The 13,980-nt window shown below is 59.8% G+C and carries 12 protein-coding genes; 6 read left to right on the plus strand and 6 right to left on the minus strand.

What is annotated here, in order from left to right:
• The first annotated feature begins 25 nt into the window (after positions 1-25).
• The 4 genes from CS1GBM3_RS19140 to CS1GBM3_RS19155 all read left to right on the plus strand — a co-directional run bounded on the left by CS1GBM3_RS19140 (position 26) and on the right by CS1GBM3_RS19155 (position 6,055).
• A complete protein-coding gene (locus tag CS1GBM3_RS19140) occupies positions 26-1,606 on the plus strand; it encodes a GMC family oxidoreductase (protein WP_072397281.1) in 1,581 nt (526 codons plus the stop codon).
• Positions 1,607-1,718: 112 nt separating this feature from the next.
• Positions 1,719-3,176, plus strand: a complete 1,458-nt coding sequence (lpdA, locus tag CS1GBM3_RS19145) for a dihydrolipoyl dehydrogenase (RefSeq protein WP_139248025.1) — start codon at positions 1,719-1,721, stop codon at positions 3,174-3,176.
• Between the two features lie 19 nt (positions 3,177-3,195).
• Positions 3,196-3,372: a hypothetical protein gene (locus tag CS1GBM3_RS19890; RefSeq protein WP_171946529.1), complete on the plus strand. Its 177-nt coding sequence runs from the start codon at positions 3,196-3,198 to the stop codon at positions 3,370-3,372.
• Positions 3,373-4,270: 898 nt separating this feature from the next.
• Entirely contained in the window at positions 4,271-6,055 is a 1,785-nt protein-coding gene (locus CS1GBM3_RS19155) for a sigma-54-dependent Fis family transcriptional regulator (protein ID WP_171946530.1), read from the plus strand.
• On the opposite strand, the gene CS1GBM3_RS19160 is transcribed toward CS1GBM3_RS19155, so the two are convergent.
• The 5 genes from CS1GBM3_RS19160 to CS1GBM3_RS19180 all read right to left on the minus strand — a co-directional run bounded on the left by CS1GBM3_RS19160 (position 6,030) and on the right by CS1GBM3_RS19180 (position 9,825).
• Positions 6,030-6,713, minus strand: a complete 684-nt coding sequence (locus CS1GBM3_RS19160) for a lipoate--protein ligase family protein (protein WP_072397283.1) — start codon at positions 6,711-6,713, stop codon at positions 6,030-6,032. The genes CS1GBM3_RS19155 and CS1GBM3_RS19160 overlap by 26 nt on opposite strands.
• A gap of 94 nt (positions 6,714-6,807) precedes the next feature.
• Entirely contained in the window at positions 6,808-7,521 is a 714-nt protein-coding gene (locus CS1GBM3_RS19165; RefSeq protein ID WP_072397287.1) for a 2-oxo acid dehydrogenase subunit E2, read from the minus strand.
• 19 nt (positions 7,522-7,540) lie between these two features.
• Positions 7,541-7,774, minus strand: a complete 234-nt coding sequence (locus CS1GBM3_RS19170) for a biotin/lipoyl-containing protein (protein WP_072397291.1) — start codon at positions 7,772-7,774, stop codon at positions 7,541-7,543.
• A complete protein-coding gene (locus CS1GBM3_RS19175) occupies positions 7,759-8,811 on the minus strand; it encodes an alpha-ketoacid dehydrogenase subunit beta (RefSeq protein WP_072397293.1) in 1,053 nt (350 codons plus the stop codon). The genes CS1GBM3_RS19170 and CS1GBM3_RS19175 overlap by 16 nt, the downstream gene beginning before the upstream one ends.
• 57 nt (positions 8,812-8,868) lie before the next feature.
• Positions 8,869-9,825 (minus strand): thiamine pyrophosphate-dependent dehydrogenase E1 component subunit alpha, encoded by a 957-nt coding sequence (locus CS1GBM3_RS19180; RefSeq protein WP_072397297.1) that lies wholly within the window; start codon positions 9,823-9,825, stop codon positions 8,869-8,871.
• A 642-nt stretch (positions 9,826-10,467) separates the two neighbouring features.
• Between CS1GBM3_RS19180 and CS1GBM3_RS19185 the strand changes: the two genes are divergently transcribed.
• Together CS1GBM3_RS19185 and CS1GBM3_RS19190 are read left to right on the plus strand one after the other, a co-directional pair.
• Positions 10,468-12,591 (plus strand): PQQ-dependent dehydrogenase, methanol/ethanol family, encoded by a 2,124-nt coding sequence (locus CS1GBM3_RS19185; RefSeq protein ID WP_083567789.1) that lies wholly within the window; start codon positions 10,468-10,470, stop codon positions 12,589-12,591.
• Positions 12,592-12,733: 142 nt separating this feature from the next.
• The gene (locus tag CS1GBM3_RS19190) at positions 12,734-13,702 is read left to right on the plus strand and encodes a PQQ-dependent catabolism-associated beta-propeller protein (RefSeq protein WP_072397298.1); all 969 of its coding nucleotides are present in this window, start codon (positions 12,734-12,736) and stop codon (positions 13,700-13,702) included.
• Between the two features lie 9 nt (positions 13,703-13,711).
• Here the strand turns inward: CS1GBM3_RS19190 and CS1GBM3_RS19195 are convergent.
• A partial coding sequence (locus tag CS1GBM3_RS19195; protein WP_171946531.1) for a phosphomethylpyrimidine synthase ThiC occupies positions 13,712-13,980 on the minus strand: 269 nt, incomplete at its 5' end.

Below are 13,980 nucleotides of genomic sequence, written 5' to 3' on the forward strand. Positions count from 1 at the left end.
CGGCACAAACTCCTCAGGGGAACTCATGGACGCGAAATTCGATCTCAACGACGACAGCCTCGTTGTCATCGTCGGCTCCGGCGCAGGCGGCGGCACGATGGCTAACGAGCTTGCTCAGAAAGGCGTGAAATGCGTCGTTCTCGAAGCGGGAAACAAGCTGAGCCTGGATGACATCGAGAACGATGAATGGGAGATGTTCTCCAAGATCTCCTGGCTCGATAAGCGCTTCTCCTCCGGCGGCTGGCACGGAGCGGTGAACCACCCGAACCTTCCGGCCTGGATCGTGAAGGGGCTTGGCGGGTCGACGGTGCATTGGGCTGGCGTATCAATCCGATTCCAGGAGCACGAGTTCAAGATGAAGACGACCAATGGTGAGGTCGTCGGAGCGAACGTCATCGATTGGCCGATCATTTTGGCGGAGCTCGCGCCTTATTACGACAGGGCGGAGTTGAAGATGGGCACGACGGGGGACGTGACGGGAATGCCCCACCTTCCCTGGAGCGCAGACTTCAAGGTTCTTGCCGAAGGAGCCCGCCGGATCGGCTACACGAAGATCACTGCGGGGCCGATGTCGATCAATTCGGTCGAGAGAGACAGTCGCCCGGCGTGCCGGCAGATCGGCTTCTGTATGCAGGGCTGCAAGCTTGGTGCGAAATGGTCGACTCTTTACACTGAGCTGCCCAACGCACAGGCCACCGGAAACTGCGAAATCCGGGCCAACTGCATGGCGCTGATGATCGAGCACGACAAGTCCGGCAAGGTAACCGGCGTCGTGTATGCGGATGCGGAAGGCAAAAAACAGCGGCAGAAGGCCAGGGTCGTCTGCGTGGCGGGCAACTCCATCGAGTCACCGCGGCTTTTGTTGAACTCCGCCTCGAGTATGTTTCCGGACGGCCTTGCCAACTCGTCGGGCCAGGTCGGTCGGAACTACATGACGCACACTACGGCGGGCGTTTATGCGGTCATGCCGGGTGAAGTGCATATGAACCGCGGCACGGCTGTCGCCGGTATCGTGCGGGACGAAGCGCACAACGATCCGAAGCGGGGGTTTGTCGCCGGTTACACGATCGAGAAGCTTGCGTTGGGGCTGGGTTTCTTGTCCGCGTTTCTCGTGCCCGGACCCACGGGATGGGGCCGGAAGGTGTCGGGCGCACTCGAGAAGTACAAGTACATGTCCGGGGTGTGGATCTGCGGGGAGGATCTGCCGCAGGAGCAGAACCGCATCGAGCCGCACCCGACCGAGAAAGACCAGTACGGCTTGCCGGCGCCCGTCGTCTACAAGACCGATCACCCGAACGATACCAACATGCGCAATCACTCCTATCAGCAGATGGAGAAGATCTATAACGCGCTCGGGTCGACAGAGATCTACAATCTGCCGGCCTACCCCGCGAGCCACAACATGGGCACCAACCGCATGAGCGAGAAGCCACGCGATGGCGTGCTGAACAAGTGGGGGCAATCCCACGATATCAAGAACCTCTTCGTCTCAGACGGGAGCCAGTTCTCAAGCAGCGGCTCGCCGAACCCGACGCTGACGATCGTCGCACTGGCGATCCGTCAGGCGGAGTACCTCGCCGGAGAAATGCAGCGCGGACACCTCTGAGCTCTTCCACTGCCGATCAACCACATTGCCGGCTTGCAAGCCCGCGGAACCTCCCGTGAGGAGCGCCGCGGCGCCCAGCCAGGAGTTCGCAGTCACGACCATGCAGGAAACGATGGATAACGCAGTCTACGATGTGATTGTCATTGGCGCGGGGCCTGGCGGTTACGTGACGGCCATACGCGGTGCGCAGCTTGGACTCAGGTGCGCAATCGTCGAACGGGAGCACCTCGGGGGCATCTGTCTGAACTGGGGCTGCATTCCGACGAAGGCGCTCCTGCGCACCGCGGAGGTCCTCCATCTCGCCTCCCGTGCGAAGGAATTTGGTCTCAAGACAGTCGTCATCGACTATGATTCGGCTGCCGTGATCCAGCGCTCTCGCTCGATTTCCGCTCAGCTGAATACTGGTGTGGGCTTTCTGCTTAAGAAGAACAGGGTGGATGTCATCTGGGGTGAAGCATTCATCGCGCGTGCGCCGAGTGACGGCATGCCCGGAGAGGTCTCCGTTCGTTCGACAGAGAAGCCGGCTGTTCAGCCGCAGCATCCCGCGCCAAAGGACGCAATCGGTCCCGGTACCTATCAGGCGCGTCACATCATCGTCGCGACCGGCGCCCGGCCACGTGTGCTTCCCGGCATGGAGCCGGACAGCGACCGCATCTGGACCTATTTCGAGGCCATGAACCCGCCGTCAATCCCACAATCGATGATCGTGGTCGGATCGGGCGCTATTGGGATCGAGTTCGCCAGCTTGTATCGAGCGCTGGGCGTCGATGTTACCGTTATCGAGGTGCTCCCGCAGATTCTGCCGGCCGAGGATGCGGAGATCGCCGCGTTTGCCCGAAAGCAGCTCGAGAAGTCCGGAATAAGGATCCTGACGGACGCACGCGTCGTGGCGCTCTCCACAGGAGCGGGCGAAGTCCGCGTGACGGTGAGCCACAAGAATATCGCGCAGGAGCTTTCGGCCGAGTGCACGCTGTTGGCGGTTGGCGTTGTCGGCAACACAGAGAATCTGGGGCTCGAAGCTCTCGGGATTGAGTTCAGGAACGGCACAATCGCTACGAACGCTCTCGGCCGGACGAATGTTCCGGGCATCTACGCGATCGGTGATGTAGCCGGGCCCCCCATGCTGGCCCACAAGGCGGAGCATGAAGGTATCGCTTGCGTCGAAGGGATTGCAGGGCGTTCTGCGCATGTCGTGCTGAAGGACAGAATTCCGGGCTGCACGTACTGCCATCCTCAGATCGCAAGCGTCGGCTTGACCGAGGCGCGCGCGAGAGAGGCCGGCATCGAAATTCTTGTTGGCCGCTTCCCGTTTAGGGGCAATGGCAAGGCCATCGCACTGGGCGAGACCGAGGGAATGATCAAGACCATCTTCGACGCTGGAAACGGACGTTTGATCGGGGCTCACATGTGCGGCGCAGAAGTGACGGAGCTGATCCATGGCTTCGTCATCGCCATGCAGTGCGGCGCGACGCACCGCGACTTGGGTTGGGCGATTTTCCCGCATCCCACATTGTCGGAAATGATGCACGAGAGTGCGTTATCCGCTGCAGGTCAGGCCATTCACATCTAGCCACCCACGGAGGAGGAAAGTGATCAAAGTTAGGACTGCGGCGCTGGCAGCGGTATTTTTGGCAACGAGTGGTTTCATCGGCACGGCCGTGAGCATACCCTTGGTCTGTGGTGCGCAGACCCGCGCCGAGGATTCACTGGCGCTTAGCAGCCCGACTTTCAAGGAAGGCGAGCCGATCGGCAACGAACACTTCTGAAACAACTTCGGATGCAGCGGCGGAAACAAGCTCCCAGACTTGGAGTGGGACGCGGGGCCGGAGGGCACGCAAAGCTATGCGATCACCTTCTTCGATCATGATGCCCCGACGGGAAGCGGTTTCTAGCATTGGGCCATTTACAATATTCCGGCCAGTGCACACGCGATAAAAGGCGGCGTGTTTCCTGCCGGCGCGGTCGAAGGAAATACCGATATTGGAAAACCCGGCTTCTTCGGACCGTGCCCGCCGAATGGCCGAAAGCATAAGTATACTGTTACCATGCATGCACTGAAGACGCCGAAGTTTGATGTCGACAAAGATGCCACGGCGACCCTGACAGGCTTCTCTTTATTTATCAAAACACCCTAGCGAAAGGGGAACTCAACGGCTATGGGCCCCGCGAGATTAAGTCTCGAGCTACAATGCTTATTGCTGAGCCAAACGTGGCGGCTTGATCACCACAGGGGAGGATGCCGCAGCGGGTGCTGGAACCGAACGTGCTGTGAGCATCGATGGGCAGCAGGATCTGCAGCAGCAGGTCGTCCTTTTTAAGGGTCTATTTTGTACTAAAGTCGATGCCGCCGTCTCAGATTGCCGAGCACAATTGCGACTTTAAATTTCTTAATCCAGCACTCTCAATGTCATCATTTTGCGACAAACTCGCCTTGCTTGTCTCCAGGACTAATGGCAAGCTCGAACTAGGAAACGCTTAAAGAACAACCAATAGAGATCTCTGGCAATGCCCCAGAATCCGATGCGCTTTGCCGGGCAATCGCCTGGCGGGGACGTTATTCAAGCGTCCTGGAACCGCTGCATCCAAGAATACGGCCTCGAGCCGAGCATGCGGCGGGACGTCGAGCGCGTTGCGGATCAGAATGTCCGAGAATTGCGATCACGGATGGAGGAGATTCTCTTCGAATCCGACGCGATCGTTTCACATTTGAGGCATGTGGCGCGTGACGCCGACTATTGCCTGCTGCTCACCGAAGCAACCGGTATCGTCATCCAGGGCTATGCTGACACATCGGCCAGCCGCGAGTTGGCCGATGAGGGGCTCGCGACCGGATCGCGATGGAACGAGAACATGGTCGGCACGAACGGCATCGGTACGTGCATCGTGTCGCGGCGCCCGGTCACAGTGGCGGGAGCGGCCCACTATAATCACTCGTTGAAGGGGTTTACCTGCACGGCAGCGCCCATTTTCGCGCCCGACGGCCGCGTTGTGGCGGTGCTGGACTTTTCCGGCCGGTCGATTGCAAACAGCTCCGAATGTTCGTTTGCACATCACATCGTTCGAGAGGCAGCGGCAAGCATCAGCACAACCCTCTTTCGGAAATGCCACCAGAACAGCTGCATTGTCGCGCTTTCGCGTGAGCCGGAGTCGATGCCGCTTGCGTTGAATGCGCTTATTGCGATCGACGAGTCGGGACGATTGCTGGGAGCCACGCAGGAGGCGTTGTCCTTTCTGGGTGTGGCGGAGCTCTCCGATTTAGGAGGCTTGCATCTCCAGGATCTTTGGCGCGTGCCCCTGGACGACCTCAAACCCTTAGCGACCCACAACGTCAAGCTAAGCGGAACTGATGGTGCCGACATGTATGTGACGACCTTCCTACCCAAGAAGAAGGTCCTGAGGGCAAGTCCATCGGGATCGCCGGCGACGAAGTCGCGGGCGTCCGGAAAGTCGGCTCCACTCGCGCTCGATCGCGTCGCGGGCAGCGACCCGAAGATGCGGCACAACGTGGACCTCTGCAGAAAGCTGCTGGACCGGGACATCTCTCTCCTCATTCTCGGTGAGACGGGTGTCGGCAAGGATACATTCGCCAAGGCGATCCATCTCGAGAGCAACAGGGCCAGCAAGCCATATATTGCCGTTAACTGCGCCGCGATCCCTGAGACGTTGCTCGCAAGCGAGCTCTTCGGCTATGCGCCGGGCACATTCACCGGGGGACTGAAAACGGGTCGCGTCGGACGCATTGTTGCCAGCAACGGGGGCACGCTCTTCCTGGACGAGATCGGCGATATGCCGACAGACCTGCAAGCTCATCTCCTGCGCGTCCTCGAGGAGCGCGAAGTGTCGCCGTTGGGCGCCGCCGAACCCATCGCCGTTGATGTCAGGATCATCTGTGCGACCCATCGCGACCTGCCTCAGCTTGTCGAGGCGGGACGATTTCGACGCGACCTCTATTACCGCATCAAAGGCGCGCAGATCGTTGTTTCGCCCTTACGGGAGCGGTTGGACATTTTGGAGCTGGTGGGGAGGATACTCGAGGACGAGCTGGGCCCCGACGCAGAGAAGATCACGATTTCGGAAGAGGTGCAGGATCTTTTTCGGCGGTATCGATGGCCGGGAAATCTGCGCGAACTGAAAAATGTGATCCGCTGGATCTTGTCGGTTCACAACGATCACGAGATCACGCTGGAGCACCTTCCGGAGGAACTGCTGTCCTGGTCGACAGCCGCCAGAACAGAGATCTCGCGTCACATGTGGCCGACTGCGAGCAATCAACCGAACGCGACGTTGGAGCTTGCTTACGAGCGCGTCGAGCAAGAGAAGATCATCGACGCGCTCAAGGCGACCAAGTGGTGCATTACGACCGCCGCGCAAGGGCTCGGCATCAGCCGAGCGACCTTGCACCGGAAAATCCGCAAGTACGGGATCATCTCGCCGAACCAGCAAGACTGATGTCGAGCGTTCTTTGCCGCTCGAGATAGTCGCTCAGCCGCTGTAAGATATGCTCCGCGCCAGCTTGCGACGTCCTCAGAAGAGTGGCCAGTGATGTGTGTCGTGCGGGATCCACCTCGCGGCTCTCTCCCTCTCCACAGAGGCGATAGAACCGGTTTGTTGCGGCAATGCTGAGCTCGATGTCCGGATCGGCCAGGATCGCCGCGTGAGCCAGCACGGCCACGCCGGGCCCGCCATCACATGTTCGCGTCAGCCGCCATCGCTGCGCCGTTCCGGCCAGCTTCTTGCCTCCGACGGTAATGTTGAACGCGCCGTCGCAGAAGGCGCCGGGCACACTCGATAGATACGCGTCAACGCCGAGCGTGCGCAGGAACGCTAGCAGGGGTTCGCAGAAGCGTTGGTAGGTCGAGCGTATGCTGAGGTCCGCCGCGCGTGGCACGACGAACGCGGCGGATGCGTTGACAACGCCAGGAGATTGAGGCGTAACGTCGCCGCCTGTGTCGCGCACGTAGACGGGCCATCCGCGCAGCGACATATCCAAGGATGCCAGATAAAAATCCGCGACGTTTGCGGTTTGCGACGGAACCACCAGCGATTGATGCGTTCTCCAGACGACCCAGTCGCAGCCGAACCCGCGCGCGGCCGCGGCATCGAGCATCCGCCTTTCCAGGTTCCGAGCCGCGGTGAAATCCAAGAGCGGAGCGTCGGGCACTGCCGTCCAGGTCGTCGCCTCTAAGTTGTTTGGCACGGAGCTACTCGGGGCGGAATTGTTCGATCGCCTGACAGAGATCGGTGAGGAAGTTTGCGGCTGGAGCACCGTTGACGGCCCGGTGATCGAACGTCAGAGATAGGCCCATGATCGGGCGAGGCTCGATGCGTCCATTGCCGACGACCCAGGGGCGCAACCCGGCCTCGCCGATGCCGAGTATTGCGACCTGGGGCATATTCAGGATGGGCGTGAAATAGCGCACGCGGGACAAGCCGATATTGGACAGCGTGAACGTCCCGGCTGTCATCTCCTTGACGGAGAGCTTGTTGGTGCGCGCGCGTTCCACTAGGTCGCGCCGGGCTTCGATGCGCTCTGCGAGGGACATGCAATCCGCATTCAAGATCGTGGGCGCCACTAGGAGGTCGCCGGACAGCGCGATCGCGCAGGAGATGTTCATCGCAGACTTCACCCGGATGGCGTTATCCTCGAGCGTCGCGTTGAGGTGTGGGTTTTTTCGCAGCGAGGAGACAACGGCGTGGATCAATAGATCCTCGACCGAGGCTTTAACGCCCCGCTCCGCCAGTTGCGCCTTCGCCGCGCTGAGGGACGTCACATCGCACTCGGCGATGTGGGTCAACTGAGCCGAGGTCGAAATGCTTTCTTTCATTTTCGACGCGATCATCCCTCTCATTCCAGAAAGCGGGATGACTCGATCCGGGATTTCTGCGGCGACTTGAGACGGAATTTCAGCGTTCACGGCTCTTTTCCTCGTCGAATTATGAGATGGTGGCGATCGAGCCGCCTTTTGCCACGACAGTCTCCACCGGGAGCCCGATCTGAATGGTGCCGGCGCCCGGAGATCGAATCTCGTACTGCACCTTTTCGACCATGATCTCTGCGATCAACTGCCCCTCCGACACGTTTGCTCCGTCGGAGACGAGCCAGTTGGTGATGGCTGCCTCTGCATCCTCCTCCCAAAGATCAGTTGGGATCTTTACATCCACCGCCATCCGCGACGTCCTTTCATTTTTTCATAGGCTTCGATGATCTTCTCGGGATTCGGCAGAGCGAACTGCTCCATCGTCCGAGTGAACGGAATGGGAATATCCGGGTAGGCCACGCGCTGAGGCGCGGCATTGAGAATTGTGATGTCGCGCTCGACGATGCTGGCGATGATCTCGCCTGTTAGGCCGTAACTGCGATAGTCCTCGTCGACGACGATCAGCTTCCCGGTTTTCGCGACCGAAGCGAACACAGTGTCACGATCAAGAGGAACGAGAGTCCGTAGATCCACGACCTCTGCGCTGACGCCTTGGGTCGACAGCCTATCCGCGGCCTTGAGCGCGTTATGGACGCCCATCGCTACGCCGACGATGGTGACGTCTTTTCCCTCGCGCACGATCGCCGCCGTTCCGAACGGGATCGTGTAGCTCTCCTCCGGCACGTTCACCGTGGCGGCGGGTTCCGTGCCGAGCCAACCCATTCCTTGCAGACCCTTGTGGTACATGAAAATCACGGGGTTGTCGTCGCGGATCGCCGTGGTCATGAGCCCTTTGGCATCGTACGCGTTGCTCGGAGCGACGACCTTCATTCCCGGCAGATGCGCGAACGTGGCGTAGAGGCATTGGGAGTGCTGCCCGGCATCGGAGTAGCCGCCGCCCGTCGAGGTCATGAGCACCACGGGAACCTTGACTGTGCCGCCCGAGAAGTAGGTATTCTTGGCCATCGAGTTGTAAATTGCGTCGAAGCAGACGCCGAAGAAGTCGACGAACATCAACTCGACGATGGGGCGCATGCCGTCGGATGCGGCACCCACGGCGGCGCCCATGAAGGCCGTTTCCGAGATCGGGGTATCGCGGACGCGCTCGGCACCAAACTCCTCGAACAATCCGCGCGTATTGCCGAAGACGCCGCCGAGCGGACCAACGTCCTCGCCCATGACAAAGACCCGCGGATCGATCCGCATCTCCTGAGCAATCGATTCAGCCATAGCGCGCGCGATCGTCAGCCGGCGCTCGTTGACAGCAGCGGCAGCTACGGATGACATGGGCGTTTCTCCTGTAATTTTTGGGCTACGTCGTTTCTGAATCAGCGGGTACGCGCGTCAGGCGAAGACTTTCTCTAGCGCTTCCTCTGGCGCCGGGTAATCGCTCTCGCGTGCAAACTTGATCGCGTCGTCCACCCTGCTTCGGGCATGCGCGAGGATTGCACTGTTGTCGGCCTCCGAAAGGGCGTCCTCGGTCTTGAGACGCCGCGCAAGCGCTGGGATCGGATCCCTGGCTCTCAAGGTGTCGAGCTCGCCTTTCGGACGATAGGCCTCGGCATCACCCATGAAATGCCCCGCAAGCCGATCGGTCTCGATGTCGAGCAGGCTCGGTCCGCCGCCGTTGCGCGCGCGAGCGATGGCCTCGCCGGCCGCCGAGAAAATCGCGATCGGATCGTTTCCCGGAACCAGATAGCCGGGCATGCCGTAAGCCTGCGCCCGCATGGCATTGTTCGGCACCGCCGTCGATGTTGCCTTCGCGACGGAGATACCCCACGCGTTATCCTCAACGACAAAGATCACGGGCAGCTTCCATAAGGCGGCCAGATTGAGCGCCTCGTGGAAGGCTCCCTGATTGGCGGCGCCTTCGCCGATATAGGAAACTGCAACGCCTTCCTTTCCCTGCAGCTTACGAGACAGCGCGGCGCCGACCGCAGGTCCCATGCCCTGGGCGATGATGCCGGAGCAACTGAAATTCACGTCGGGATCGAAAATGTGCATGTGGCCGCCGCGGCCGCCGCTCAGTCCGGTCTTCTTGCCGAAGATCTCCGCCGCCATCCGTCTGAGATCGACGCCTTTGGCGATGGCGACATGGTGGGGGCGATGCGTTGAGGTGACGACGTCGGACGACGCCAGATGCGCGCAGACGCCAACAGCACACGGCTCCTGTCCATTGGAAAGATGCATCTCTCCCGGAATAGGCCCCTTGGCCATGTTGAAAATGGGTTTCTTTCCCTCGAGATAGATCGCTTCAATGGTCTCTTCGAAGTATCGGCTGACGAGCATGGTCTCGTACATCCATACCTTTTGATCGCGTGTTGGAAGCAAGTGTCTCCTCCCCAATTTTCTTGCGTATTGCGATCGCGCCTGCGGCCCGTCGCCGTCGCGAATTAATGTACGCAGCCTTCGTGCCAGGACGAGGCTCCGCCCTATGGCGCTGATAAGGTGGGAGAAAAATCAAACTTTTGAAATGAGCGACTGCGTGAATGTCTCGCCGTTGCGACAATCGTCGCATGCGCACGGCATCGACTTTCTCCTTCATCGTGCCGAGAGATCACGGCGCCGCGGGAATCGTATCACGCCGAGAGTGCGACGCCGTGCGCAGGCGCGCCACGACACGTCCTACGACACCTGGATCAATGAGGTGACATTTGTCTCTGTATAGGGGTGGCGCTTTCGCAAGTTTTTGAAGGAAGTGCCGGGTGGATTCGACTTGGCATGACGCTTGCGCATTGATGACTACAAAAGGAATGGGCTGCTCAATGAAGTGGGCCCGAACGCTGGAGAAAATGGAATGAGGCTTTCGACGTCTGCTACCGCACGCGCCGTGCTCACCCAAAGGATCGCAGGCGTCGCCGCGCGCGCGTGAGACACCTCCCGCGTAAAGGAAATAAAAGGAAACGCCACACAACTGAATATACACAGGGGGAGGCAACGAGGATGAACGTGGACAGATTGAAGTGTCTCGCCGGCTCGGCAATGGTGCTGGCCCTGGCCGGCACTATTTCCGGATATTGGAGCGATGCCGCGGCGGAAACGGTTGTCGATGATGCTGCGTTGGGCGACCGCGGTCAGAAGGACAACTGGCTGGCTTATGGACGGGACCATAGCGAGCAGAGGTTTAGCCCGCTCGACCAGATCAACGTCGACAACGTGGGAAAGCTTGGTCTGGCCTGGTCGCGGCCTTTGCCGGAAGACCGCGCGCTCGTGGGGACGCCGCTCGTGGTTGATGGAGTAATGTATTTCACGGGGAGCTACAGCGTCGCGCGCGCGGTCGACGCAAGAACAGGAAAGCTGATCTGGGAATATAACCCTGAGACGCTGAAGCATGCCGGAGATCGCGCCCGCATGATGTGGGGTTGGAGCCGCGGTCTAACATTTTATAAGGGTAAGGTGATCATCGCGACGGCTGATGGGCGCCTCATAGCGCTGGACGCGAAGACGGGGGCGCCCATTTGGACCACGCAGACGTTCGATCCGAAGCTGCCACTTCATATCAGCGGTGCTCCCAAGGCGTTTCGAGATTTGGTCATCGTCGGCAACGGTGGTTCCGAGCAAGGTGGCGGGCGCGGGTTCATCACTGCGTATCACGTCGAGACAGGAGAGCAGGCGTGGAGATTCTATGTCGTTCCCGGAAACCCCGCCGACGGCTTCGAGGACGAAGCGCAAGCAATGGCGGCCACGACGTGGACCGGCGAGTGGTGGAAAATCGGCGGCGGTGGCCAAACCTGGAACGCCTTCACCTATGACGCAGAGTTCGATCAAATACTGATCGGAACCGGCAACGGCGGTCCCTGGAATCAGAAAATCCGCAGCCCGCAAGGCGGCGACAACCTCTTCCTCTGCTCGGTCGTCGCTCTCGATGCTACAACCGGAAAGTACAAGTGGCACTATCAGACAACGCCGGGGGAGACCTGGGACTACACCTCGACGATGGACATCGTTCTCGCGGACCTGGAGCTAAAGGAAGGTGAGGGTAGGAAGAAGGTGCTGATGCATGCACCCAAGAACGGATTCTTCTACGTCATCGATCGGAAGGACGGCAAGCTCCTCTCGGCGGAGCCATTTGCGAAAGTGACCTGGGCAACTGGCATCGACATGAAGACCGGCCGTCCAATTGAGGCCCCGGGCGCGCGTTATGAGGACAAGCCGATCACGATCTGGCCGAGCGTGTTCGGCGCTCATTCGTGGCACGCCATGTCCTACAATCCAAACACGGGGCTCGTGTACATCCCGCAGATGGAATTGCCGACCCACTGGGATGACACGAAAATCGATTTCAATTCTTGGAAAAAGCCGTCGTTCCAGATCGATGTTGGCGTCGATGTTGGCCTCGGCAGCGACATTCCGAAGGATGCGGGAACCAGCTTTTTGATGGCGTGGGATCCGGTGAAGCAGAAAAAGGTGTGGGAGGTGCCGCAACCCAACTACTGGAATGCGGGAACGATGACCACCGCCGGAAACCTCGTGTTCCAAGGTCGGATCGACGGCAAGTTCGCGGCTTACGACGCGCGTGATGGCAAGGAGCTGTGGTCAGTCAACGTGGGGAGCGGCATCAGTGCTCCACCGATTACCTACGCCGTTGACGGAACCCAGTATGTCTCTCTGCTTGTGGGCTTTGGCGGTGCCGCCGTCGCCTATGGCGGCGGAAGTTCCATGGCTCAATATGGCTGGGGCTACCGCGCACAGCTTCGACAGCTTTTGACTTTTGCGGTTGGCGCGGGCAAGCCCATGCCAGAGGTCGGCGAGCCCACCTTCGCGAAGGTTCTGACGCCCGATGGCTTCACGCCGGACGACAAGTTGGCCGATCGGGGGCAACACGTCTACAAGGCGTCCTGCGCTTGGTGCCATGGCGCCGGCGCGGTCTCAGGCGGCTATACACCGGATCTTCGCGCCTCCGAGGCAGTTGTGCACACGGAGCAGTTCAAGGCGATCGTTCAGGAGGGAGCTCTCGCACCCAACGGGATGCCGAGGTTTAGAAGCCTTTCTGACGACGATCTGAAGGCGTTGCAGAATTTCATAAGAAAGCAGGCCTTGGAGGCGGCGCAGCCGGCGAGCAACTGATTGCGCTCAACTGCGATCGGCTCAAGAGAACGTGCAAGCGCTATCCAGCGCTTGCACGCCACGCTGCCTGCGAATTGAGCATTTGGGTCGAAATAAAGAGATCATGTTTCCTTCCCCCTTCAACGCCTGATTGGAATGGAGCATGTGGATCCGACTGAGACTTGTTGCCGTCGTGCTCTCGATCTGTGCGCCTTCTGTGGTCGGCGCTCACGAGATTTTTGTGAGCAACGAGAAGGACAACACCATCTCCGTGATCGATATCAGGAAAATGGAGGTCGTGCACACCATGCGCGTGGGGAAGCGGCCCCGCGGCCTGAAAATATCGCCAGATGGGACGAAGCTCTACCTTTGTGCGAGTGACAGCAATGCCATCCAGGAGTTCGACGCGCACACTTACGAGCATGTGCGCGATTTCGATAATATCGATGACCCGGAGCAGCTGGCTCTCGCGAGCGATGGCCTGCGCCTCTACACGGCCAACGAGGACAGCGCTGCGGTGACAGCCGTCGACGTGAAGACGCGGGAAGTTGTTGGGCGCGTGGACGTGGGCGTCGAGCCCGAGGGCATTGCCGTGTCGCCGGACGGGAAAACGGTGGTGGTCACGTCAGAGACGAGCAACATGGTGCACTTCATCGATGCAGCCAAACTCGAGGTGTTTGACAACGTTCTCGTCGGCGCACGTCCACGCCATGCAGAGTTTTCCGCCGACGGCAAGAAGCTCTGGGTCTCATCCGAGATCGCTGGTTCCGTCTCTGTCATTGACGTGGTAACTCGCTCGATCGAGAGGACCATAACATTCCAGGTTGGGGGCATCACTAAAGACCTCATCACGCCGGTCGGGATTCGGCTGACGAAGGATGGGAAAAAGGCATTCGTCGCACTGGGGATGGCCAATCGCGTCGCCGTAGTGAATGCTCAGTCCGGCGTCGTCGAGAAGTACCTTCTCGTCGGCATCCGCGTTTGGCATCTCGAGCTTACGCGCGAAGACAAGTTTCTTGTCACCACCAACGGTGTTTCCAACGATATTACGTTGATCGACTTGGCAACGCTGTCTCCCGTCAAGTCCATACGGGTTGGCCGATATCCATGGGGTGCTGCCGCCCGGCCTTGACTAGTCCTGTTAGGCCTCACTTCGAATGTAGACCTGCTCTCCAATTTCCCGAAACTTCTCACTCATTTCATCCATTCCCTGCTGCTGCTCGTTCAGGCGCGCGGCATAGTCGCGAACCTCGCGCGTGATCTCCATGGAGCAGAACTTCGGTCCGCACATGGAGCAGAAGTGCGCCACCTTGTGCGCCTCCTTGGGCAGCGTCTCGTCGTGGAAGCTCTGGGCCGTGTCGGGGTCGAGCGACAGGTTGAACTGATCCTTCCAGCGGAACTCGAAGCGGG

The organism is Hyphomicrobium sp. CS1GBMeth3 (genome assembly GCF_900117455.1).
In the GTDB taxonomy this organism is placed as follows: domain Bacteria; phylum Pseudomonadota; class Alphaproteobacteria; order Rhizobiales; family Hyphomicrobiaceae; genus Hyphomicrobium_C.